Raw genomic sequence first — 25654 nt, 5'->3', positions numbered from 1 at the left:
CTTTCACCTTTTGAAGCGTCACTTTTACTAAATCTCCCTTCTGAACTTTGGTGACATTTTATATTGCAATTTTCACAAAAAATCTTGACAATACTTAATGCGTGTGGTATAATATATTACTACGATTGGATAACTTTAGGATCGGAGGTGTACTTCTTTGGCGGCAGATAAGAAAAATACTAAGCAGATAGCTGACAACCGAAAGGCAAGGCATGATTATTTTGTGCTTGAAACTATCGAATGCGGCATTGAGCTTGTGGGAACGGAAGTAAAATCTATTCGTCAGGGCGGAGTAAACCTTAAGGATTCATGGTGCAGTGTTGACGACGGTGAGATGTGGGTAAAAGGTATGCACATTTCTCCATATGAGCAGGGCAATATCTTTAATCGTGATCCGAGAAGAGTCAGAAGGCTCTTGCTGCACAAAAAAGAGATAATGCGTCTTTTCGGAAAAGTACAGCAGGAAGGACTTGCGCTCATACCGCTTTCGCTCTATTTCAAGGGCAGCAGAGTGAAAATGGCGCTGGGACTTTGCAAGGGTAAAAAGCTGCATGACAAGCGTGATGATATGGCTAAAAAAGCAGCTAACCGTGAGATCGAAAGAGCCATGAAGGAAATGAACAGATGATTCTTTCCATATGGGGATGTAAAGGTTTCGACGGGGATCTTGAAGCATGATAAGCGAGTAGAGGAGCGCACACTCTTTAAACGGCGTACGTTTTAAAATTAGACGACAACGATAATTTTGAACTGGCTGCTGCCTAAGTGCAGTGCCCGTCTTACCTTTGATTACCACGACTTAGGATAAGGCGTCGACTAGTGGTGAACGTTCTCCGGCAATGGTTGTAGCCTCAGGATGTACAGCAACCTACCGAAACAGAAGGCGTGTCTGTTTGCCGTCTGCGTAGGGAAAAGGCGCAAGCCGAGATAACAGACTACACTCGTAGAAGTTCGTGTGGATGGGTTTTCGGACAGGAGTTCGACTCTCCTCATCTCCACCAAATGCGCATAAGTCGAACACCGATATTTTATTTGTTGGTGTTCGACTTTTCGGAATAATAGCAACGCTTCGTGATTGATTTCACGAGGCGTTTTTTACTTTATAACCTCTCCTGCATAGATAAGATTAGCGTTTTATATTATTAAATATGCCAAGGTGTGTATAATTACAAATAATTTGCTTTAAGTTACATTAATGCGACTTGTAGATATTGACATATATCTATTGTAATGTTATAATTCTTTTGTGAATATTTTCTATAAGAGGAGATGTATGCGTGGAACATAATACCCCACAAAAGATAAAACTTTTGAAAATATGGGAAATATTAAATGATAAGACTGATCCTCAGCATCAGATGACCACACAGCAGCTTATTAGTGAACTTGAAAAATGTGATATATCTTGTGAGCGGCGTTCAATATATCGGGATATTGAAACTTTAAGGCTTAATGGGTATGAAGTATTGAAAGGACGTTCATGGCATGATAATACATACTATGTTAAGGAACGGCGCTTTAATATTTCTGAAATAAAAATAGTTATGGATGCTGTTCAAAGTGCAGCATTCATTCCTGCAGATAAAACAGATATCCTGATAGACAAGCTTGCTAAACTCAGCAGTGAACATCAGGCTGAACTGTTGAAGCGTCATACAGTGCATTTTATAACAGCAAAACATAACAACAGTTCAATTTACGATAATGTTGAAATTATTGAAAATGCTTTGGAAAATAAGGTTAAAATAAAATTTCATTATTTTCATCTTAATGAATACGGTGAGAAAGTATATGCTCATGATAAAAAGGTTTATTACGAAGAACCTCTTGGCATGATCCTTGAAGACGGCAACTATTATTTGCTTAGCTATCGTGATGAAGATAAATATGTAAATAATGTTAAGGTGTTTAGGATCGACAGGATAGATCACATAAATGTTATTGAGGAAACTATTTGCAGCGACGCTTTAAATTTATGGGAACAAATTAATAACTACCGTATTCAGGCTTTTAAGATGTACGGAGGAGATAAGCGGAAAGTTACTTTTCAGTTTTCAGCAGATCTTATGGAAGTGATCTATGATAAATTTGGTCACAATGTGCGTATACGCCGCAGCGGAGATATGTGCAGGGCAACCGTACTTGTTCAGGTAAGTCCAACGCTTTGGGGTTGGATGCTTCAATTCCCAACAAAGATGAAAATATATGAGCCGAAAGATCTGAAACATCAATATGATGAATGGGTAAGATCAGCACTATAACATCATAAAACAAAAAGATCCTTGTCAAAGACAAGGATCGGATTCACACACTGTGACGAATGGCAGAAAGCCAAACGATTTCATAAAATTTTATTTGAACTCGTAGTGTAATTTTATAGGGTAGTAACTCCTATGACAATATACTAACACATTAAAGGAGGTTTGTCAAGTGTTTGACGGAAAAATTTTTTGGGGATTAGATATAGGTACTGATTCCGTGGGCTGGGCTGTAACAAACGGAGAGTATAAACTTATAAGATATAATAAAAACCTTATGTTGGGTGTGCATCTTTTTGATGAGGCAAAACAATCGGCTGAGCGAAGAACGTTCCGTACAGCAAGGCGCAGGCTTAACCGCCGTCAGCAGAGAATATGCCTGCTTCAGGAGTTTTTTGCAAAGTCAATATGCGAAAAGGATGAAAAATTTTTTCGTAGACTGAAAGAAAGCGCTTTGCTTCCTGAGGATTCAGAACATAGAGCAAGCAGCATTTTCTTTGATGATCCTGATTATACAGATAAGGATTATTTTAAAAATTATCCTACTATACATCACCTTATCTGTGAACTTATGGAGAGTAAAGAGCCACATGATGTAAGACTTGTGTATCTGGCTTGTGCATATCTGCTTGTTCACAGAGGCCATTTTTTGCTGCCGGTTTCAGTGGACAGCATTGAAAAGATAACTGAGTTCAAACCGCTATACGATAATTTCTACACAGCTCTTGAAGAACTGTGCGGAAACCTTCCATTTGATAAATCAGCAGACGAAACGGCGAAAATACTGAAAAACAAGTATGTAAACGTTAAGAAAAAAGAATTGAGAACCATTTTTGGTGTAAATTCAAAGAAAGAAGACAATGAGTTGCTTAGCTTTGCTCTGCTTGCAGATCTTTTAAGCGGTAGTTCGGTTAAGTTGTCTAAGCTGTTTCAAAGAGATGAGTACAAAGAACTTGAAAAGGACTCTGTATGTTTGAAAAATGCTGACTTTGATGAAACGCTTGAAAGCCTTGAAGGACAGGTAGATGAAACACATTATTCAGTTCTTTTGAGTGTAAAGGCACTTTATGACTGGTCACTTATGGTGGATATCCTTGACGGTAAAACTTATATTTCAGAGGCTAAAGTCAAGATATTTGAAGAGCATAAAGATGATTTGAGAAAACTAAAAAATATATTCAAGTCATATCTGACGAATAAAGAATATAAGGAAATGTTTAAAGATATTGGCGATAAGCCTAACTATGTTAGATATGTTTACAATGCATCATCAGATAAGCCAAGAGATAAATATGATAAAAAGTGTTATCAAGAGGATTTCTGCAAATTTGTAAAAAAGTATCTTGATAAGATAAATGTAGAAGATGGGGACAAGCCTTGTCTTGAGGAACTGCTTGATAAATGTAAGCGAAATGTATTATGTCCAAAACAGGTCACATCTGACAACCGTGTTATACCATATCAGCTTTATTATACTGAACTCAAGAAAATACTTGAAAATGCATCTGCGTATCTGTCGTTCCTTAATGAGCGTGATGAGTATGGTACAACAGTTGACAAAATACTGTCGATCATGAAATTCAGAATACCTTATTACGTAGGTCCTCTGGTTTCTGCTGAGAAAAATAAAAATGCATGGCTTGAACGCAAGGCAGGTATGGAAGGCCAGATAACACCATGGAATTTTGAAAAAATGGTCGATGAGGATAAGTGTGAAAGTGAATTTATTAATAGAATGACTTGTAAATGCACTTATGCGGCAGGTCAGGATGTGCTGCCGAAATATTCGCTGCTTTATTGTAAATTCAATGTACTTAATGAGATAAATAATATTAAAGTAAATGGTAATGATATTTCAGTTAAGGCAAAACAGGAAATTTATTCGGAAAAGTTTTTAAATTCAAGATCCAAAGTTACTAAAAAGGCAATAAAAGATTTTCTGATATCAAAAGGATATGCTGAGAAAGATGATGAGATAACCGGCGTTGATGACATACTTAAATCATCGTTAAAGTCACAGCGTGATTTTAGATGTCTTTTGGAAAATGGCATAATCAATGAAGCTGAAGCAGAGGCTATTATTGAAAGAATAACTGTTTCAAATGATAAAATTCGTCTGAAAAAATGGCTGAAAGAGCAGTATCCACAGCTGCCCGATGATGACATAATATACATATTAAAGCTGAAATATAATGATTATGGCAGGCTGTCAAGATATTTCCTAGAAGAAATATTGTCTGTAAATACAAAAACAGGAGAGATAGAAAATGATAAGAATATCATCACTATGCTGTGGGAAACAAATGATAATCTTATGCAGATCTTAAGTTCAAAGTATCACTATGCAGAATGTCTTGAACAAAGAAACAGGGAATTTTATGACCTTCCTGAAAATCATAAAACGATCAGTGAAAGACTAAAGGATATGTATATTCCGACATCTGTCAGACGTGCTGTTTCAAGAACATTGGATATAGTAAAGGAACTTAGAAAGATACAAGGTAAAGATCCTGATAAAATATTTATAGAAATGGCAAGAGGCACCGGTGATACTCCAAAAGGAAAGCGGACAGAATCAAGAAGAGATAAGATACTGAAATATTGGAATGAGCTCAGTGATAAAGATATCGCCGAACTGCACGTTAATATGAATGGCCTTAGGGAAAAGCTTGACTCTGTTGATGATGGCAGACTCAGAAGTGAGAAATACTTTTTGTATTTTATGCAGCTTAGCAAATGTATGTATACAGGAAAGTCCATACCATTTGAAGAGATCGAGAGCAACTCTAAATGGAATATCGATCATATATGGCCTCAGGCAAAAATAAAAGATGACAGCTTGGATAACAAGGTTCTTGTCGATACAAATGAAAATGGCAAAAAGGGTGACAGCTATCCTATAAATCAGACTATACGTCGTGAAATGGCAGGATTCTGGCTTCAGTTACATAAAAAAGGATTGATAAGTGATAAAAAATATCAGCGTTTGATGAGAAATAAAAAGTTTACAAATGAGGAACTCTCGGATTTCATTTCCCGTCAGCTTGTTGAAACAAGACAGTCCACAAAGGCTGTGGCAGAATTGTTGAAAGAGTATTTCCCAAATACAGATATTGTTTATGTAAAGGCTAACTTGGCATCTGAATTCAGACAGGAAATGGATATGATAAAATGCCGTGAGATAAATGATCTTCACCATGCAAAAGATGCATATCTAAATATCGTGCTTGGAAATGTGTATGATACGAGGTTTACAAAAAATCCTCTTAATTTTGTACAGCACAACAACGAATATTCTTTGAAGATGTATAAAAAGAATTTAAACGGTCAGGAATCAGGACTTATGACTAGAGTAGTTGAGCGTAACGGCGAAGTTGCATGGGATCCAAAAACTTCGTTTGCAATTGTTAGAAAAATGATGTCGAAAAACAGCATAAGGTATGTGAGGTATGCATATAAGCGTAAAGGCGGATTATTTAATCAGCAGCCTGAACGTAAAAAAGATGGTCTTGTTCCTAGAAAAACTGGTCTTGATACAGCAAAATATGGAGGATATAATAATACAGCTGCATCACATTTTGCGGTAGTAAAGTGTAAAGAAAAATATATTGTGATAATTCCTGTTGAAGTTATGTGCTGCATAAGATTTTCCAATGATATTGAGTTTGCCAAGGAATATGCAGCGAAACAGTTGAGTGAAATACTATCAGAATCAATAATAAAAAGTGAAGTTGAATTCCCATTTGGTAATAGAATAATAAAGATAAATACTTTACTTGAAATTGATGGCTTCAGATGTAATATTGTACAAAAATCAAATAAAGGCAGAACACTTGTACTGACTTCAGCTTGTTCATTGATATTAGATAAGGGTATGGAATGTTATATTAAAAAGATAACTTCTTATGTTAATAAAAAATCAGCTGATAATAAACTTGTGCTTAATTCATACTCGGGAATTACCAGTGATAAAAATATAATAGCTTTTGATACACTTGTGAGAAAAATGCTGTCTTCGCCGTTTGATGTATTTTTAAGAAAGTTGGGAACTAAAATAGAAAATAAAAGAGATCAATTTATAGAATTAGATACAGAAAAACAGGTCATTGCACTATCAAATATTCTTATGATTATGAAAACCGGACGTTCCACAGGGTGTAATCTAGATACAATAAAAGAGAGTAAACAGGCAGGCGTTATAACTCTTAATTCAAATATTTCAAAAATAAAAGATAAAAAATCTATTCGCATTATCGACCAGTCACCGACAGGACTTATTGAACATAAGTCGCCAAATTTGCTTGAACTATGAGTTGGAGAACAGTTGTTATTTCAAAACGTGCAAAGCTGGATATGAGAACAGGCTATCTCGTAATGAGGAGCGAGGATGAGATAAAAAAGGTCAATCTCGATGAAATATCAATCCTCATTATCGAGAATAGTGCGGTTTCCATTACTGGCTGTCTTATTGCTGCTTTGTCAGAAAAAAAGATAAAAGTTATTTTCTGCGATGAAAAACGAAACCCCTCCTGTGAACTTGTATCATATTATGGCAGCTACGATACATCGGCGAAAATCAAACGTCAGATTCAGTGGAGTGATGACATTAAAGCTTGTGTATGGACTGAGATAGTGGCAGAAAAGATACGCAGACAAGCAGATCTTCTTGAAGAAGCAGAGAAGAATTCTGAATCACAGATGCTTAAAGGCTATATAGAAGAATTGGAACTTGGAGATGTAACCAACAGAGAAGGTCATGCAGCAAAAGTTTATTTCAATGCTTTGTTCGGAAAAGATTTTACAAGAAGCCGTGATTGTGTTACAAATGCTGCACTTAATTATGGTTACAGCCTTATATTATCCTGTGTGAGCAGGGAAATTACGGCACATGGCTATATAACACAGCTGGGATTATTTCATAGCAATATGTTTAATCATTTTAATCTTTCATGTGATCTAATGGAACCCTTTCGGGTAATAGTTGACCGATGGGTGTATAAAAATTCTCCGGTGAAATTTGATAAAGAGGAAAAACATAATATTGCAGGAATACTTAATACAACGGTGATGATAAATAATACTGAGCAATATCTTGTAAATGCAATCAGGGTATATTGCAGAAGCATTTTTGAAGCACTGAATGATAGTGATGTTTCAAAGATACTGTTTTATTCATTGAAAGGATGAATGATGAGTTATAGATTTATGAGGATATTTGTATTTTTTGATCTTCCTATTGCCACTCTTGAAAACAGAAGAAATTATAATCGATTCAGAAAGTTTCTTATTAATAATGGTTTTATTATGATGCAGGAGTCAGTGTATTGTAAAATGGTAATAAACCAGACTGCAGCTAACACAGTTATGAGCAGTATAAAAAGTAATAAACCGCCGGAGGGACTTGTTCAGGTACTTAATGTTACTGAAAAACAGTTTGAAAAAATGGAGTTTATAACAGGAAGTTTTACAAGCGACATAATCGACAGTGATGAAAGGTTGGTGATATTATGACAATAGCATATCCAAAGACAGGACTTTTCTGTGAATTAGAAGAAGATAAAGTATTGAATCTGATAATTGAAAATCAGTATATTTTTAGCAGTGTTATCAGCGATATTCATTATCAGCTTAATGGCGAAAACGGAGATCTTGTTCTTGCAGAGAATTTTCACCCATTGGATATGCGTAAGAATGCCGAATTGATAACACAGATAATACCTTTTGAAATAAATCAGCGTGAACTGATAAATAAACTATATACTGAACTAAAGAATGTATCAGTAAATGAAAATAATTATCAGTTCACGCAGCAGCTTATGACAAATGTATCTGCGTATATCTATACTCTTTCAGATGAAATCGACAATGAACTGACCATAGAAACTCCGCAGGATATAAGCGGAATCTTAAAAGCATTTGGTGTTAGTTTTACTGAAAATGATCTGAAACTTCATGAAAGAATAATAGAGTATATGACCGCGGTAAATAAATTTAAAGGTGAAAGAGTATTCTTTTTTGTCAATCTGCGCAGTTATCTTACAGACGAACAAACACAGCTTTTGTATCAAAACATATTGCTGAAGAAAATGACAGCAGTATGTATTGAAAATGTAGAGCATACACATCTAAAAACGTCAAAAACAATAATTATTGATAAAGATATGTGTGTTATATAGTTGTTTGTTGACATTCGTTATTTATATGTTATAATAAAAATATAACCTTATATAAATTGCACTGATGAGTAGTGTCATTATTTCAAATTTGAGGTTTGAGAGTAGTGTAATTTTATAGGGTAGTAAAACATAGTCATTAGGTGATAGTATGCTTGAAACGTTTGAGAGTAGTGTAATTTTATAGGGTAGTAAAACTAATGGTGTACTTACTTTGTGACTTATCAGTTTGAGAGTAGTGTAATTTTATAGGGTAGTAAAACTGTCGCAATGAATGATAATAAAAATCAACAGTTTGAGAGTAGTGTAATTTTATAGGGTAGTAAAACTTGCTCTTATATCAGAGCTGCCGAACGAAGGTTTGAGAGTAGTGTAATTTTATAGGGTAGTAAAACTGGAAGAGTATATAATAGTGTAACCCAGTTAGTTTGAGAGTAGTGTAATTTTATAGGGTAGTAAAACCGAGGGGTACTATATCATCAATGACAATGATGTTTGAGAGTAGTGTAATTTTATAGGGTAGTAAAACAAGGCGGTTAAAGATATGGCTTTTTCTATGGTTTGAGAGTAGTGTAATTTTATAGGGTAATAAAACTATTTAAGCAATATCCAAAGGCACTTTATGGTATGATCGTATGATATCTTACACGTTTGTTACATATTTTTGTTACATATATGCCACGAAATATGACATGAAAAAGCGTTTTCAAATGCAAATATTTTTATCTAAAGACTAACCTGATTTCTAAACTCTGAATGAATATAATTTGCTTATGTATTGTGTTGAGGAAGTACGGTATGCCTTTTATAATTTATTTACGGATTTAATGGTATATTGCCAATCAGGTTTATCTGGATCAGTGCTTTTGTTATATAACAACAAAGGAACGACTCTATATTTTCTGCCTTTGTATCCTTGTTTCTTATGAAGAATTATATCATTGTGTGCGGTCAACCATGTAACGTATTTTTCATTAAAACAGTGAGAGTAGTCAGGTTTTGTTATACGAGGGAATAACTCGCAGTCAATGAAATCAAAGTTCCATTGACCATTTTCGTTTTTACAAGCCGACTTATTGGTAATATCGATCCAAAAACCTGTTGTATCAATAGACCGACAAACATCTCTGATGATGAATACCGCTGCTGATTCACCTGCTGCAACATAAGCTATATACATACTGTTATACTTTATTTTCTTTTTCTTGCTCATAGTAATATCATTCCTTTCCATTAAGCCAATCCAACAATTTAATGCCGAGGTCAGTTATACTTAAATAAACTTTTTCAGTTTGATCTTCAGCTTTTTCAATTCTTATTTTCATAACATCTCTGATATATATACTGTTCATAGCACATCTGTTTTTGTACATACAGCGCATAGGTTTGTCAGTAGTGCTAATGACAACGTTCAAATTAAATTGATTGTCAAATCCTAGTTTATCACATATAACATTATCAAAACATATTGGCTTTCCCTTACACGGACACAAACAGGTCAAACTTTTGGGAAAATCATCAGGCAGACCATATGGTTTTTTACTGTCAGATATCAGCAGTTCTTTTTCCTTCAAAAAAGGCAATACCATTTTGGAAACAGCCATATTAACAGGAAAATGCAATGCTTTTTCTTCAAGTTCAACGCTATAATTTTCATCGCTCATATATGATAACGGTTTATATCCATTATCAATAAAATCACAGATCCACTCTTTATTAAGATAACATAAATCAAATTTTGAATCCGGGTGTTGCGTTAAGTATTTCAGTAAGAACTCAGGTTTAACATACTCAAAAATTTTTTGAAGTCCAGCTGCTTCATTTATAAAGTTAATACTGCCTGCTTTCGATACGAAATCATACGGCACTATTTTCAGATCTTCTCTTAACGTTGATGTGGTAAGAAACCCGTCCTGTAAATATTCTGCGTCATAAACATACAGAATTCCAAACAATTCCTGCTGGTAACTATCTAAATAAAGCTGCTTGGCTATTTCATTTTTTTCTTCATCAAATAAGAAGTCAGGCCAGTTATATTTTCTGTTATTGTCTAGCTCTCTTACAATTTCTTTGATTATTACAGCTTCAGGTATCATCAGATAATGAGATAGATCGGGGATATGTTTCATTTCGATCGATGTTTTCCCATACTCCCAGTTTTGAACAGTCTGCTTTGAAACATTTATTTTTTCAGCGAGTTTTTCCTGTGACAGATTTACATTTTTTCTTGCGCATTTTATAAAATTACCTAAAGTATTCATGTTCGATCAACTCCCAACGGTATTATAGCAAATATTGCAATGCAATTCAACCAATCAGAAATATATTTTTGACCAAATTTAACTTGGTTATTTTAAAGAGTGCCTGCTGTTATAAAAAATATCTCATCTCACAAAGTAAAGAATTGACATAAACATAAAATCATGATATAATGTCTACGCTTTAGAAGATATTTGATATATAAATTTTATCCGAAAGGTCGTTACATATGAAATATACCGTAATAGATATCACCGAGGAAGATTATGGCTGTGAGGGTGTTCCTGAGGACAGCGAGATGATGTGTGATGTGCTGCTGAAAGATGAAAATGATGATACAAAATGTGTTAAATATGCAGACAGGTATCTCAGAGATAACGATATTGACGTTGGCAGCATGATAGAGCTTTGATCTGTGTATAGTAATATAGTACAAAATCTGTTGGTTAATTAATCGATTGATTAATTTATCTCTACATTTATAAATTAAATTACCTGAAATAACTTGTAAAAATTAATTCTGAATGTTATAATGTATGACATAAGTTATAACGTATAACTTTCACTATGGGATTATAAATATGAAGACAAGGAAAGCAGGTAGAAAAATGAAACTGAAAGAATTTTCCGCAAAAATTACAGCACTTGTAATGTGCGGCTGTATTGCTTGTTCTATGACAGCGTGTTCACAGTCGGGAAATACAGAAAGCGGCTCGGAAAACAGTAAAAGCTCAGCTTCATCACAGGCTGGAGAAGAAGACAGCAAATCTGATGAGTCTGAACTTACAAAAGTGCCTGAGTATGAGATAATGGACGGGGATTTCAAACTTATAAAATCTCACTACGCTGAGGAAAGTGATACTGTCAGCGGGTGTATCCATTATGGAAAATATTATTGCTTTGACGATTACAAGGTGTTTTATGAGGATTCAAGAGATGTCTTTTCGTCTTTTGATAATTTTACGTTTAATGCTGCTAATTTTGATGATGGTTCAATGGGTACTACAAATACTCCTGAAAATGATAAAAACATTATGTATCTGCGTTCGGGCAGTAGTCATGCGATCGAACTTGATGATACAGGTGATGTTTTTCAGGCTTTTATGGCAGGCAATGGCACAGATATGATATGCCTTGCACAGTCGAGGATAAGAGCCATAAATACTGATGACGGCTCGGTAACATGGGAGGCAAAAGCTCCTGAGGGAATGTGTTTTGACGATGATTATACTTATGATTACGAGCGTAACTCAAAGCTTGTTATCCATACAGCAGGCGACGACGTGAAGAGCTTTTTTACGGTTATAAATTTGCAGGACGGAAGTTCGGAAAAGCTTACTGCGTCGGGAATGATATCAGATGAAAATGGTGTAGAAACGCCGTCCGTAGAAAATGCCTCAGATGTTTTTTACAATGTTATAGTTTGCGGCGACAAGTATCTTTGCAAAACAAATCTTAAAGGCTTGCTGGGTACAGATGTATACATAGTCGTTGACGAAAATGGCGAGATAGTATTCTCTTCGGCAATGTCCAATGAACGTTTCAGCGTTTCAGAAGATAAGATATGGATAGATGATGCAGCTTATACATATGACGGAAAATTTATGTTCAAGCTGTTCGGTTCAAATAATGATGAATTTTATGATGACGGAGATTCACCAAACAGCTGCCGTATATGGCTGGTCTATAACAACGATCTGACATATGACAGTGATTATGTTGCTGACAGCGGATATTCATATAACACAGCTTATACCCCCTATGTGGCAGGTACTGTTACACAGAACGTGAACGGTTTAGCTGTCGGTTATTATAATGATGAAACTTTTCTCAATGGTTCTGGCTATATAATGAATGTAAAGACAGGAGAAAAGCTGGAGAATGCTCAGGTGTATACCAAGTATACAGGCAGCAAGGGCATTGCCTGCGATGATTATGCATATATAATCAAGGATAAAAAGCAGTATATCTCAAGCAGTGATTTTGAGCTTTTTGATATTCCTGACGGAGCTGCAGTTTATGATTTTGACAATAAGACAGACAGTGAATATTTTGCATATGTTTCTTCTGATGAGAAACTTCATTATGTAAATAAGTCCACAAAGGAAGAGAAAACGGTAGACGCTAAGGGTACATCAGACGAATCGAGAAAGAAATCAACAGTTATGATAAACGGTGATTTTATCCTCTATACCTGTAATGATAATACAGAACTTCATGCTTTGAACACCAAAACCGATGAGGACAGCGTAGTATTTACCGCAAAGGAAGACCAGTTCGTAAAATTCTCTGAGGAGAAAAAAGAGAACAACTGGTTCATTATCGGCAATGTTTCGGGCGATGATGTGACTTATAATTATGCAGTGCTGAAATGACCTCTGCTTTGCAGGCAAGACGCAAACTTGACAATTTCGGATTTTTCTGTTATAATTTTCAACAACATATACCCCTATTAGTACAGAAAAGGAGAAGTATCAAATGAAACAATGTATGGATGCTGATAACCTGCACAGAAGACTTAAAAAGATCATCGGACAGGTCAATGCTATTGACAGAATGATAGATGAAGATGTGCCTTGTGAAGATGTTTTATCTCAGATAAATGCGGCTAAGTCTGCTCTTAATAAGGCAGGGCAGATCGTTCTTGAAGGTCATATCAATCATTGCATAAAGGACGCTGTTGAACGTGGCGACAGCGAGGAAATAAAGAATTTTACAAAAGCTATTGAGAGATTTGCAAATATGCAGTAAAAAGCTTTTTATAAGTATTTTTGAATCAGTCGGATAAATTTCGGCTGATTTTTTTGTTGCCTTTCTTTGTTTTTTATTTTTTTACCCTCTTGACAACCTATACCCCCTATGGTATAATACAAGCATACTACATATACCCCTATATGTATATTTAATACAGGAGGAATGAAAAATGAAGAAACTCATGGGGAAACTTGAGGAACTTCTTGAGATCGGCGGTACAAAGAAAGACATTGCCTTTCTTGTCATTTCGGGAATTTCCCTTATTATCAGCTTGGCTGTACCAAAGGATATCCTGCCATTCGATATTGCGTGGACGGCGATAATACTTTGCGGTCTGCCGATAGTTCTCGAAGCGGTCATAGGTCTTGTGACAGAGTTCGATATAAAAGCCGATGTGCTTGTGTCACTTGCGCTCATAGCGTCGGTATGCATTGGTGAAGATTTCGCCGCCGGCGAGGTCGCATTCATCATGCAGCTTGGCGGACTGCTGGAGGATCTTACGGTAGCAAAGGCAAGAGCGGGCATAGAAAAGCTTGTGCATCTTACCCCTCAGACAGCGAGAATAATTGTTGACGGAACTGAAAAGATAGTGCCTGCGGAACAGGTTAAAATAGGCGATGTTCTCCGTGTGCTGCCCGGTGAAACGATAGCCGTTGACGGCATTATCATAAGCGGTGAAACCAGCGTCAATCAAGCTGTTATGACGGGCGAGTCACTGCCTGTTGATAAAGGCGCAGGAGATGAGGTATCATCGGGTACTGTAAATCAGTTCGGCGCTTTTGAAATGAGAGCCACAAAAGTCGGCGAGGACTCTTCCATTCAGCGTATGATTAAGCTTGTTCAGTCTGCTGACGCAGGCAAAGCAAAGATAGTTGGACTTGCAGACAGGTGGGCAACGTGGATAGTTGTTATAGCCTTGACCGCCGCCGCTCTAACATGGGCAATTTCGGGAGAGATAATCAGAGCGGTAACTATACTCGTTGTTTTCTGTCCATGTTCACTTGTGCTTGCCACACCTACTGCTATTATGGCAGGTATCGGAAATGTTACAAAGCACGGATTTCTTGTCCGTGAGGGTGACGCACTTGAAAGACTTGCAAAGGTCAATAAGATATGTTTCGATAAAACAGGAACACTTACATACGGAAAACCTGAAGTCACGGATATCCTGCCTGTGGGTATGAGCAAAGACGAGTTGTTTTCATTGACCGCCGCAGCTGAAAGCTATTCAGAACATCCTTTGGGAAAAGCTGTTGTAAGATGTGCAAAGGCGGCAGATATCAGCATACCTGAGTGTGAGGATTTCAGTATGCATACAGGAAAAGGCGTTTCTGCAAAGGTAAATGGAAAAAGCGTGATTTCGGGCAATCTGAAATTCCTAAGAGAAAACGGAGCAGATGTTTCGGCAGAAATAGGTGAAAAAGCGCAGAAGTTCATTTCAAATGGTTGCACCGTGATCTATACAGCAATAGACGGCGTATCAGCAGGTTTTCTTGTACTTTCTGATACAGTAAGAGAAGAAAGCAGAGCAATGATAGCAAACCTAAAATCTATCGGAGTCGAACCTGTCCTGCTTACTGGCGACAATGAAAATTCCGCAAAGACCATTGCCGACCAGCTGGGCATAAGCGAGGTAAAGGCGAACTGTCTGCCTGAGGATAAGCTGAACACCATATCAGCACTTCAGAAAAACGGTTCAGCCGCTATGATAGGCGACGGCATAAACGACGCTCCTGCGCTGAAAAAATCTGATGTTGGCATAGCAATGGGCGGAGTGGGAAGCGACATTGCAGTTGACGCAGCAGACATTGCCCTTGTTGATGATGAGGTAAAGGAACTTCCGCACCTTATAGCAATTTCAAAACGAATGATGACTACAATAAAAATAAATCTGACGTTCTCTATGCTGCTAAACTTCGTTGCGATAATCTTTGCAATAACGGCAGTTCTGAACCCTGTCATAGGCGCATTGGTACACAACTGCGGTTCAGTTATGGTCATCATTAATTCAGCATTACTTTTAAAATGGAGGTCAAAAAAATGGTAGTAGGTATTTTAGGAATAATAATCGGCGTTCTGGTATTGGGTGCAGGAATTTACTATCTTGCCACAGATAAGGAAAATGACTCAAAGAAGATATACGGCACAATATCCTGTGTCGGCGCAGCGGTAGCGGTTATCTCTGTGATAATTCTGATATCAGCTTTGAAATAAGTTTTGAAGTTTTGGCACACAGCGAATTTTTACCGCTGTGTGCTTTTTGATATTATTCTGTTTATCCTGTTGACAAAAATTCTGCCCGATGCTATAATAATGTTTGTTCGGAACGTGGAAAGCGTTCCATATTTAATGGATATAAGTTAGATTAAACTAACTGGGTAACAAGCTTTAATTTTGCAAAGCGGGGATCGAAAATGGATAAATCGGAAAATATCGTTTATATGAGGGTGCTTATCGCCTTTGATAACGGGGAGGAGGAAGCACCCAGCGTGACAAAGATCGCTCAGCAGCTTGGCGTGACAAAATATGTTGTCAGCAGGGCGGTGAGCAGGTTTGCCGAGATCGGCTATATCAACCGAGAAAATGTCAGACGGCCATTCCTTACAGGGGACGGCAGACGTGCTGTGAAAAATTATAAGGAGAAAATCGAAATTGCGAGATATGTCTATCTTATGACAGGCAGGGAGGTTTCCGAAGATGTTGTTTTCAAGGCTGCCATGAGTTACGATGACGAAGATCCTGTTTATAAAAGCTTTAAATCGAGCTATGAGCTGTACAAAATAATCAGTATGTTCAAAGGCAGCGGCGGATTTTCGGGCAGGGATTTTAGCATTAAGGTCGGCAACGCAAGGATAAGGGCGGACTTTAAAATGACAAAAGTCGGCGATATAAAGAACTGTCAGAGCATAAGGGACACCATTTCAATGGCGCAGAACGGCTTTGAAAAGCCATGCGAGATAGTTGTTATAAACGGCGAGGGCAGCCTTCTTCTCAGACCTGTGGAGATGAAACATCTGTCAATGCTTGACAAAACAGAGAAAAAAGGTCATGCTGTGAATCTGTGCTATTTTAAGGACAACAGGTTCAAAAATGCAGATTTTGACGGAGAATGTTATTATATCCCACTGAGCTGTGTGCAGTTTACCTGCAAGGATAACGGCATAAGGAGCGAGATAAATGGAGAAATTTTGCTCCGGATGATGTGTTCTGCGGGAAAAATCCATATGCCTGTCAGCGTTGCGATGATGAATGTGACCATAAGTAACAATGCATTGATTTAAAAATGTCGGAATTTTGTGCAAAACGCAGAAATTGAATTTGCTTGTTGCAGGCAGCGCAACAACACTTTTTAAAAGCCGCTGATTTAACAGATTAGAAATTAAATATTAACTAAAAATCCGCAAAATCCTGTATTTTGCGGATTTTTGTTGCGGTATGCGAAACTTAAATTTTTTAAGGGCGATTTTTTTGCGAAAATTTATTGACTTTTCCTACTGGAACAGTTATAATTTCTTTTGGTTAGAGATTACTAACCGATTTTTTAGTGCATTGGTTAGTCAAAGCAAACTTGCTGTATGAGGCTACATTTTTAGAAGAAGGAAAATTTATGAATTGTAATTCAAAGAAGATCGCAGCTGCTTGCCTTGCGCTGACAATGGCGGCAAGCGTTGGTGCAGCAAATGCGGCAGGATTTCTGCCAACAGTAAGCACAGTAACAGCTTCTGCTGAAAATTCGGATAAGCTCGCTGACGGAGAGTATTATGTGAGTGTTACACAGTATAATGACGTTAAAAAGACGGTCAAAGCGAATAATCCTATTTTTGTTTCAAGAGCTAAGCTCAAAGTTGAAAATGGTAAATATAGAATAACTATTGATTGTGATCTTTCTAGCTATAAGGGTGACGATTTTACACCTTTTTTGCAGAAAGAATTACAGATGATAAGATAAGTTCGGTTACCTCTACTAATTTGGGCTATGCTTTGGGTTTGCTCCCCGAAGATTTTGATCTTGAAAACAGCCTATTTAACGATAAACAGATCACTCACGATTATGACGATTTGTTTGAGAAAATCGATGTAGAAAAGACAGGCGTTAAGAAACTAGCTTTTTCATTTGATGTAAATGCTGATACATATACTGTTTATCTTAATTCTCTTTTATATAAAAAAGATGGTGAAACAGAAAGCGGTATTGGTGTTAATGGCGTTCTTGATCTTGATCTTGATCATGCTTATTAGTTACCTGAAAATCTTTTCAGCGACTTTGATCAGGAAGTTTCCTATAACTATGAGGAACTGTTGACTGGCGGTGGTTATTTTATAAAAGGTTTGAAGAAAACAACGGCTCATGCTAAGGCGAAAGACGGAAAGCTGTATGTTACATATTACTTTGATTGTGACGCTGCTAAGAACCAAAGCAATGATAAATTGATTGGTATAAGACTTCTTGACAAAGACGGAAACGCTATTAACATAAGTGACGATAAGACGTTTACCGTAGTCTAAGATTCTATTGATGAGGTGATTAATGGTAGTTCCATTACTGCTGAATTAAACGTTTATAAACGTAAGAAAGTTGATGGAGAGTGGAAATATGTACCTTCCATTTCAAATTTGAATGAACTATTCAAACTTGATTTTGCTGTTTCTCCCGTGACACTTACTGATCCTACAACAGGCGTTTCTATTCTTACAACAACTAAGTATGTTTCAAAAAATGCTGCTCTTATGTCAACTGAAATTGCAGAGGACAGCGACGCTTATAAGTCAATGCTTTCTCATTGTGAGAACATTTATAATACAATGTCTTACAGACAGTATTATGTAGTTGATAATGGTCAGCTTGTTACTGATCTTGGAACTCTTGTTATGGAATTTCCTGTTACTGAGACGATGAACAAGCGTGGTCTTGGAATATTCCGCACTAAGTATATACCAGATTATGATGCTTGGGATTGGCAAATGTTTGGAGCAGAAGATACAACAGGATATAACGGATATATCGTTGGTGACAAATATATGTTTATTGGCAAGCTTTCACTTGAAGATTGTATCGGTTTCTATGACAGCAAAAGCGCAGATACAACAGGCGAAACACTTGAGGACGGAACATACGAAGTTCCAATCGCAATATTCAATGTTTCCAGCCCTTCATCAACTTCAATGGCACAAAGCTGCGTAGGTTCAACTGCAAAGCTGGTAGTTAAAAACGGCAAGAAACGTCTTGAACTTAACTTTAATCCTGTTGTGGAAAACGACCTTTTTGGTTATGTTATTCAGATGTGGAATCAAGTAAACGGCGATTGGAGAGAAGTAAACTACACCTCATATTACAAGAATGAGGACGGTTCTTATTTTACTGATGAACTCAATCAAGGTACAAATAACTACTATCCAAAGACAGCTTATATTGAGCTTCCAAACGATGCAGGACAGTTCAAAGCTAAGTTCAGAGTTTCCGCAATGGACGCTATCATGGGCAACACAGGCGATGCCACAAGAAATGGTATCTTCACAATTTACTATGACGAGGCAAAGAAGATATCCGACGAAACTCCTGATCCTGATCCGATAGAAGATCCTGATTTCGAGCCTGCTGATATGACCAAGCTGGAGGCACTTGTTGCTCAGGCTGAGGGATTCAATGAAGATGATTACACAACTTCCACATTCACAACTATGAAGAATGCCCTTGCAAGCGCAAGAACTGTTCTTGCCAACAGCAGAGCAACTCAGGAAGAGGTTGACAGCGCAGTAAGCGAACTCCAGTCAACTATTGACGCTCTTGAAAAGAAACAGTCAGAGCCTGAACTCGATATAAATAACCTCCCTGACGGCAAATATCAGCTTTACGCTCAGATGATAAAGACCGACAGAGAAAGCTTCTCAATGTCCAACGAGGGTATCAACCACACTGTTCAGCTTGAAGTCGTAAACGGCGAATATTATATAACTGTCCAGTTTAAGGGACTTGCGATCTACAATCAGTTCGGCTATCTCCAGAACCTTTATTACTATGACAAGGGTTATACATACAACGAGTACGGCATACCTCAGGGTGATATTATTCCTGCCGAAGTGCTTTCTACATATGATGTTGTTGACCAGTACAACACAGCCGATACACCTTATCCGCAGCTGCTGAAATTCAAGCTTGTTGATAAGGCAGGGGAGAAGTTCGTTCCGCTGCAGGTATTCGTTCCTATCATGGAGGCTATCTCAGACGGCACAGGTACACAGGACGTTCTTATGCAGATAGACTGGTCAACTCTCACAAAGACTGATAAGGATATCGAGATCGAAGACCCAGAGGAGCAGTCACCTGCGCTTGACTATACAGATGATAAAACAGGCGTTAAGATACACGCTGACAAGGGCGTTTTCGCCGAGGGTACAACTGCCGAAGTAACAGAGATAACAAGCGGAAATGATTTCGATTCAGCAACGCAGCTTATCTCCTACGAGGCAGACAAGTTCCACCTTTATGATATAGCATTCAAGGGTTCTGACGGAAACGAGGCTAAGCCGAACGGAAAGATATCCGTATCTATCCCGGTACCGTCCGATTACGCAAACCCTGTTGTTTACAGAATTGCTGACGGAAAGAAAACACTTATCTCAGGCACAACAGCAGACGGAATGTTCACTTTCTCAGCTAAGGAAGCAGGTCAGTATCTTATCGAGGATAAGAAAACAGGCACTTCCGACAACAAGTCAGACAACAAGAACAGCTCTTCAAGCTCATCAGCTGATTCAAAGACAAACGCTGTAAACGGTTCTTCAAACGCTGACCCGACTACCGGCGCAGCAACAAAGGCAGGACTTCTTGCAGTTCTCAGCGGAGCAGTGCTTGTTTTCACAAAGAAAAGAAAGGACAGATAATTTTGAATAATCCTGTAAAGCGGTTATCAGTTCTGCTTTGCAGTATAACGGCGGTAATGCTTGTCTTTATGACAGGCATTACTGCTATTTCTGCAAATGCGCTGGATAACAATATATATGAGGCGGACGCACATCCGCACTATCGTCACCCTGTCACAGGCAATATTGAAGACAGCGGCGGTTCAAACAACGAAGTCCTCGGACAGTCTATGACCGAGGGAGCGTTAAGGACAGAGTCACTTATCGAGGTAGACCCCGACGGAAATATGTTTGCCACCGTAAGGCTTGCACTTATGGATAATATTGAAAATCCGCAGTTCAAGGTACAGAATGACGGAAACAGCGATTTCTATGATGTTTCTGCCGACCTTATGAAAGAAAATTACGATACAAATGAAAGTGATTTCCGCTTTCAGATACCGAATGAAAACTGTATAGTCAGCTGTACATTTTATGTTGTTCCTATGGGACGTGACGTAATATTCTATATTGATTTTGATAATATCCGTGAGGGCAGCGGTGATTTTGTAACATCGGTGGAAGTAAGACAGCCGTCCGAACCTGAACAGCCGCAGGATAACGAGCCTGTTCAGACAGAAGCTCCACAGCAGCAGACCACAACTGCTCAGACGACTACAAATGCTGCTGCCACAACAAAAAAATCAACATCTGCCTCAAGTTCAGCAGTAGATCCATCAAGCACAGTATCATCATCACAGGCTGATCCGTCTTCACAGCTACCCTTATCGGCGCAAACGGCTGCGGAAAATCCACCCTTTTTAATCTTATAACCAAAAATCTGAAAGTTCAGAGCGGTCAGATACTTCTTGACAAAACGGAAGTTTCCCAGATACGTCTGAAAGATTTTGCAAAGCAGGTGGCAATAGTTCATCAGTACAATACCGCACCTGCGGATATCTCCGTAGAAAAGCTTGTGGCTTTCGGAAGAACACCTCATCACAGTTTCGGCAGCCTTTCAGACACCGCTGAGGACGAGGAGAAGATAAAACGTGCGTTGGAGATAACCAACACCGAAAAAATAAAGGATAAAGCCGTATCACAGCTTTCTGGCGGACAAAAGCAGCGTGTGTGGATAGCAATGGCTCTTGCTCAGGATACAAAGATACTGTTTCTTGACGAACCGACCACATATCTTGACATACGCTATCAGCTTCAGATACTCAGACTTGTGCGTAAGCTCAATGAAGAATACGGTATGACTATTATAATGGTACTCCATGATATAAACCAGTCACTATATTACTCAGATGAGATCGTTGCAATGAAAGACGGCAGGATAACCGCTCAGGGCGAACCCGAAAAGATAATCACGCCCGATCTGATAAGATCTGTGTATGATGTTGATCTCAGCATTTCATCGGTGAACGGAAAGCCTTTCGTGCTGCCTGTATAAATTATAGAGGAGAAAAAAGAATGATAAAAAAACGTCTGATCGCCGAAATGGGCGACAGTAAAAAATACATAGCAGGCAATATTGCCGCTCAGTGGATCGGTATGATATCCAATGCGGTGATGATTTTTGCCATAGCTGAGATGCTGGGAAAAATGGCAGAGAAAAAGGCTGGAACGGCGGATTATGTTTTTGCGCTGACTGCAGGTGCAGTTTCGCTCATAGTGCGCTTTGTCTGTTCAGAATTTCAGGAAAAATTCAGCTATCTTGCCTCAAAGACAGTAAAGAAAAAGCTGAGGGAAATGATCTTTGCAAAGCTTTTTAAACTGGGCAGTTCATACCGTGAACAGGTCAGCACCTCAGAGGTCGTTCAGGTCACAGTAGAGGGTGTGGATCAGCTTGAAACATATTTCGGACAATATCTGCCGCAGTTTTTCTATGCGCTCCTTGCGCCGGTGACTTTGTTTGTGATACTTTCTTTCGTCAGCTTTAAAGCCGCTTTGGTGCTGATCATATGCGTTCCGCTTATCCCTGCAACTATAATGGGAGTACAGAAAATAGCAAAAAAACTGCTCTCAAAATACTGGGGACAGTACACAAAGCTTGGTGATACCTTCCTTGAAAATTTACAGGGACTTACTACTTTGAAAATATATCAGGCTGACGAATATAAAAATCAGCAGATGAATGAAGAGTCTGAGAAGTTCCGTAAAATAACAATGAAAGTTCTGACAATGCAGCTGAACTCAGTTACGGTAATGGATCTTATTGCCTATGGCGGAGCGGCTCTTGGCGTTATACTTGCAGCGTCGGAGTTAAAAAGCGGAGCAATAAATTTTGCAGGCTGCTTTGCAATAATAATGCTTTCGGCAGACTTTTTCATACCAATGCGCAGGCTTGGCAGTTTTTTTCATGTGGCAATGAACGGTATGGCTGCAAGCGATAAAATGTTCAGGATACTTGACCTCCCCGAACCGACAGAGAAAACAGGCAGCATTTCTGAAAACTGCGATATCAGAATAAAAGATCTGAGATTTTCCTATGATGAAAGCAGGGAGGTACTCCACGGCTTTGATATGGCGATAGGTCATAATAAGCTTACCGCCATATGCGGTGAAAGCGGCTGCGGAAAATCCACCATAGCGGCTATCCTTATGGGCAGAAATAAAAATTATAAAGGCTCGGTGAGTATCGGAGATAACGAGCTTTCAGAAATTTCCGAACAAAGCATTATGAAAAACATAACCTATATCTCTCATAACAGCCTGCTTTTCAAGGGAACTGTCAGAGAAAATCTTCTTATGGGAAAACCCGATGCGTCAGATGAAGAATTGTGGAACGTGCTGAAAAGGACAAAGATATCAGACTTCCTTATGTCGGAAAATGGACTTGAAACGAAGATATCTGAAAATGCGTCAAATCTGTCCGGCGGACAGAAACAGCGTATTGCCTTGGCGAGAGCGCTGCTGCATGATTCACCTGTCTATATTTTTGATGAGGCTACCAGCAATATAGATGTTGAAAGCGAAAACGACATTATGGAGCAGATATATCAGCTTGCAAAGAACAAAACGGTAATTGTTATATCACACCGACTTGCCAATACTGTAAACGCAGATGTGATATATGCAATGGAAAACGGCATAGTGTCGGAGTGCGGTACACATTCAGAATTAGTACAAAAAAACGGACTTTATTCAAAACTGTGGAACGCTCAGCAGACACTTGAAAACTTCGGAAAGGCGGTGAACTGATATGAATAGAAAACATTCGGATATAAATATCATGTTCCGCCTTATCGGTCTTGTAAAACCTCTTTCACTTTATATGACAGCGGCGGTATCAATGGGTGTTCTGGGATTTCTCTGTGCGGAATTTATAACTATCCTCGGCGGATATGCAATGTTCGATGTGCTGGATATCTATGAATTTATCAGCCTTAAAGCCATATTTGTTTTAGTGCTTGTGCTGGCTGTTCTGAGAGCGGTGCTGAAATACGGCGAGCAGTCCTGCAATCATTTCATTGCCTTTAAACTTCTTGCAATCATTCGTGACCATGTTTTCAAAGCTCTGCGCAAGCTTTGCCCCGCTAAACTGGAGGTCAGGGACAGGGGTGATCTTATATCAGTCATAACCTCTGATATAGAACTGCTTGAAGTTTTTTACGCACACACTATCTCGCCGATATGCATAGCTGTGATAATGTCAGTTATAATGAGCCTTTTTATCGGTTCGTTCAGTTCGATACTTGGACTGATATCTGCGGCGGCATATATTGTTGTCGGGGTATGTGTTCCTGTTATCATCTCAAAACGCAGCGGCAGTCTGGGAGATCAGTTCAGAGCGGGTTCGGGCGAACTTTCGGGCTATGTCCTTGAAAGCCTCAGAGGACTTGATGAAGAGATACAGTACGGCTGCGGAGATGACAGGATATCAAAGCTTAAAGAGCGTACAGATGAACTGTCAAAGAAACAGCAGAAAATGTCTGAAAATACAGGTTTTAATGCCGCAATAACAAATTCTGCAATACTGATATTTGATCTCATAATGCTGTTTGCCGCTATCGGACTTTATAACAGCGGAGCAGTTGAACTCAGCGGAGTGGTAATTCCTGTTATAGCGATTATGTCCAGTTTCGGACCTGTTGTCGCTCTCGCCAACCTCGGTTCAACTCTCCAGAACACACTTGCGTCGGGAAACAGAGTTCTTGATATCCTTGATGAAACTCCTGTTACGGAAGAAATAACAGACGGCTGTGATATTTCGTTCAGCGGCGCAAAGGCTGAAAATGTGACCTTCTCTTATGGAAATGAAGTTATACTTGATGATTTGAGTATTGATTTTAAACAGAACAAAATTACAGGCATCATCGGAAAAAGCGGCTGCGGCAAGTCTACTCTGCTCAAACTTCTTATGCGATTCTGGCAGACCGACAGCGGCAGGATATTGATATCAGATGAAAATATAGACAATATCAACACCGCAAGCCTGCGTGAAAGTGAAAGCTTTGTTACTCAGGAAACCCAGCTTTTTCACGACAGCATTGAAAGCAACATTCGCATAGCAAAGCTTGACGCAACCTATGAAGAGATCGTTTCAGCCTGCAAAAAAGCGTCTGTACACGACTTTATTATGTCGCTCCCGAATGGATATCAGACAAATGTGGGCGAGCTTGGGGATACTCTTTCAGGCGGCGAAAAGCAGCGTATCGGTCTTGCAAGAGCGTTTCTTCACAATGCGCCTTTTATGCTGTTGGACGAGCCTACCAGCAATCTTGACAGTCTGAACGAGGCTGTCATACTTAAAGCACTCAAGGAAGAAAGTGAAGGAAAAACCGTTGCCATAGTTTCGCACCGCATATCAACTGTGAAAATATGTGACAAGATATTCTCAGCAGAAAAATCGAAATATACCAAAACGGAGATAAACTGATGAATGTTGCCTCAAAAAGACAGCGTGAAAAAATTATAGTCACACAAATGATCCAGCTGTACTGCAAGAAAAAGCATAAAAACAAGACATTATGTGACGAATGCAAGGCACTTGCCGAATATGCCTGTATGCGCAGCGACAAGTGTCCATTTATGGAAACAAAGACCTTTTGCTCAAACTGTCAGGTACATTGCTATAAGCCTGAAATGCGTGAAAAAATAAAGGAAGTCATACGGTTTTCAGGTCCTCGAATGATGTTATATCACCCAGTATCAGCAGTGCGGCATATTATCGAAAGTCAGAAAGAAAAACACAGATCGGAGAAAAGATGAATCCTAAAAAAGCAATTCTTATAGCAGTCGGCTGTATATGCCTTGCCCTTGGAAGTATAGGTATCGTGCTGCCAATACAATGCCAACAACTTAAGCGATATTGGCATTTACCCCGCATAAAAAATCAAATAGAATATTTGGGACAAAACACCT

23 protein-coding genes, 1 other RNA gene and 1 CRISPR repeat array are annotated in these 25654 nt (G+C 38.5%); of the genes, 22 read left to right on the top strand and 2 right to left on the bottom strand.

Annotated elements, in window-relative coordinates; all coding sequences use genetic code 11:
* Positions 1 to 157 precede the first annotated feature (157 nt).
* From smpB to csn2, 7 genes are all read left to right on the top strand, one after another.
* Positions 158 to 628: an SsrA-binding protein SmpB gene (gene smpB, locus Q0E19_RS10930; protein ID WP_294409559.1), complete on the top strand. Its 471-nt coding sequence runs from the start codon at positions 158 to 160 to the stop codon at positions 626 to 628.
* 12 nt (positions 629 to 640) lie between these two features.
* Positions 641 to 1001, top strand: a transfer-messenger RNA (tmRNA) gene (ssrA, locus tag Q0E19_RS10925).
* 276 nt (positions 1002 to 1277) lie between these two features.
* Entirely contained in the window at positions 1278 to 2261 is a 984-nt protein-coding gene (locus Q0E19_RS10920; RefSeq protein ID WP_294409558.1) for a WYL domain-containing protein, read from the top strand.
* 169 nt (positions 2262 to 2430) lie between these two features.
* Positions 2431 to 6570, top strand: coding sequence for a type II CRISPR RNA-guided endonuclease Cas9 (gene cas9 / locus Q0E19_RS10915; protein ID WP_365905047.1), 4140 nt, complete (start codon positions 2431 to 2433; stop codon positions 6568 to 6570).
* Positions 6567 to 7445, top strand: a complete 879-nt coding sequence (cas1, locus tag Q0E19_RS10910) for a type II CRISPR-associated endonuclease Cas1 (RefSeq protein ID WP_294409557.1) — start codon at positions 6567 to 6569, stop codon at positions 7443 to 7445. The genes cas9 and cas1 overlap by 4 nt, the downstream gene beginning before the upstream one ends.
* 18 nt (positions 7446 to 7463) lie before the next feature.
* Positions 7464 to 7769: a CRISPR-associated endonuclease Cas2 gene (cas2, locus tag Q0E19_RS10905; protein WP_294409556.1), complete on the top strand. Its 306-nt coding sequence runs from the start codon at positions 7464 to 7466 to the stop codon at positions 7767 to 7769.
* Positions 7766 to 8434: a type II-A CRISPR-associated protein Csn2 gene (csn2, locus tag Q0E19_RS10900; protein WP_294409555.1), complete on the top strand. Its 669-nt coding sequence runs from the start codon at positions 7766 to 7768 to the stop codon at positions 8432 to 8434. Before cas2 ends, csn2 begins: the two co-directional genes overlap by 4 nt.
* A 93-nt stretch (positions 8435 to 8527) precedes the next feature.
* A CRISPR array of direct repeats spans positions 8528 to 9026; the repeat unit is 36 nt; unit sequence GTTTGAGAGTAGTGTAATTTTATAGGGTAGTAAAAC.
* Positions 9027 to 9236: 210 nt separating this feature from the next.
* Here the strand turns inward: csn2 and Q0E19_RS10895 are convergent.
* Positions 9237 to 9644, bottom strand: a complete 408-nt coding sequence (locus Q0E19_RS10895) for a hypothetical protein (RefSeq protein WP_294409554.1) — start codon at positions 9642 to 9644, stop codon at positions 9237 to 9239.
* Between the two features lie 7 nt (positions 9645 to 9651).
* Complete coding sequence (locus tag Q0E19_RS10890; protein WP_294409553.1) at positions 9652 to 10692, bottom strand: helix-turn-helix transcriptional regulator; 1041 nt, start codon at positions 10690 to 10692, stop codon at positions 9652 to 9654.
* Between the two features lie 227 nt (positions 10693 to 10919).
* Between Q0E19_RS10890 and Q0E19_RS10885 the strand changes: the two genes are divergently transcribed.
* The 15 genes from Q0E19_RS10885 (at position 10920) to Q0E19_RS10815 (ending at position 25501) form a co-directional block, all read left to right on the top strand.
* A complete protein-coding gene (locus tag Q0E19_RS10885) occupies positions 10920 to 11102 on the top strand; it encodes a hypothetical protein (protein WP_294409552.1) in 183 nt (60 codons plus the stop codon).
* Positions 11103 to 11298: 196 nt separating this feature from the next.
* Positions 11299 to 13065 (top strand): hypothetical protein, encoded by a 1767-nt coding sequence (locus Q0E19_RS10880; protein WP_294409551.1) that lies wholly within the window; start codon positions 11299 to 11301, stop codon positions 13063 to 13065.
* Between the two features lie 103 nt (positions 13066 to 13168).
* On the top strand, positions 13169 to 13441 hold the full coding sequence (locus tag Q0E19_RS10875) for a metal-sensing transcriptional repressor (RefSeq protein ID WP_294409550.1): 273 nt from the start codon (positions 13169 to 13171) through the stop codon (positions 13439 to 13441).
* Positions 13442 to 13613: 172 nt separating this feature from the next.
* On the top strand, positions 13614 to 15491 hold the full coding sequence (locus tag Q0E19_RS10870) for a cation-translocating P-type ATPase (RefSeq protein WP_294409549.1): 1878 nt from the start codon (positions 13614 to 13616) through the stop codon (positions 15489 to 15491).
* Positions 15485 to 15658, top strand: coding sequence for a hypothetical protein (locus Q0E19_RS10865; RefSeq protein WP_294409548.1), 174 nt, complete (start codon positions 15485 to 15487; stop codon positions 15656 to 15658). Before Q0E19_RS10870 ends, Q0E19_RS10865 begins: the two co-directional genes overlap by 7 nt.
* Before the next feature lie 200 nt (positions 15659 to 15858).
* The gene (locus Q0E19_RS10860) at positions 15859 to 16725 is read left to right on the top strand and encodes a MarR family winged helix-turn-helix transcriptional regulator (RefSeq protein ID WP_294409547.1); all 867 of its coding nucleotides are present in this window, start codon (positions 15859 to 15861) and stop codon (positions 16723 to 16725) included.
* A gap of 326 nt (positions 16726 to 17051) precedes the next feature.
* A complete protein-coding gene (locus tag Q0E19_RS10855) occupies positions 17052 to 17393 on the top strand; it encodes a hypothetical protein (RefSeq protein ID WP_294409545.1) in 342 nt (113 codons plus the stop codon).
* A gap of 20 nt (positions 17394 to 17413) precedes the next feature.
* Complete coding sequence (locus Q0E19_RS10850; protein ID WP_294409543.1) at positions 17414 to 17683, top strand: hypothetical protein; 270 nt, start codon at positions 17414 to 17416, stop codon at positions 17681 to 17683.
* A 90-nt stretch (positions 17684 to 17773) separates the two neighbouring features.
* Positions 17774 to 17950: a hypothetical protein gene (locus Q0E19_RS10845; protein WP_294409542.1), complete on the top strand. Its 177-nt coding sequence runs from the start codon at positions 17774 to 17776 to the stop codon at positions 17948 to 17950.
* Positions 17951 to 18097: 147 nt separating this feature from the next.
* Positions 18098 to 20326, top strand: a complete 2229-nt coding sequence (locus tag Q0E19_RS10840) for an NEAT domain-containing protein (protein ID WP_294409541.1) — start codon at positions 18098 to 18100, stop codon at positions 20324 to 20326.
* Positions 20327 to 20328: 2 nt separating this feature from the next.
* Entirely contained in the window at positions 20329 to 21117 is a 789-nt protein-coding gene (locus tag Q0E19_RS10835) for a heme-binding Shp domain-containing protein (protein ID WP_294409540.1), read from the top strand.
* Entirely contained in the window at positions 21072 to 21740 is a 669-nt protein-coding gene (locus tag Q0E19_RS10830) for an ABC transporter ATP-binding protein (RefSeq protein WP_365905050.1), read from the top strand. The genes Q0E19_RS10835 and Q0E19_RS10830 overlap by 46 nt, the downstream gene beginning before the upstream one ends.
* 20 nt (positions 21741 to 21760) lie before the next feature.
* A complete protein-coding gene (locus tag Q0E19_RS10825; RefSeq protein WP_294409539.1) occupies positions 21761 to 23491 on the top strand; it encodes an ABC transporter ATP-binding protein/permease in 1731 nt (576 codons plus the stop codon).
* Between the two features lies 1 nt (position 23492).
* Complete coding sequence (locus Q0E19_RS10820; protein ID WP_294409538.1) at positions 23493 to 25169, top strand: ABC transporter ATP-binding protein; 1677 nt, start codon at positions 23493 to 23495, stop codon at positions 25167 to 25169.
* Entirely contained in the window at positions 25169 to 25501 is a 333-nt protein-coding gene (locus Q0E19_RS10815) for a nitrous oxide-stimulated promoter family protein (protein WP_294409537.1), read from the top strand. Before Q0E19_RS10820 ends, Q0E19_RS10815 begins: the two co-directional genes overlap by 1 nt.
* Positions 25502 to 25654: the final 153 nt, after the last annotated feature.

It is taken from the genome of uncultured Ruminococcus sp. (genome assembly GCF_934476685.1).
In the GTDB taxonomy this organism is placed as follows: Bacteria; Bacillota; Clostridia; order Oscillospirales; family Ruminococcaceae; genus Hominimerdicola.
This window is presented reverse-complemented; position numbering and strand designations above follow the sequence as displayed.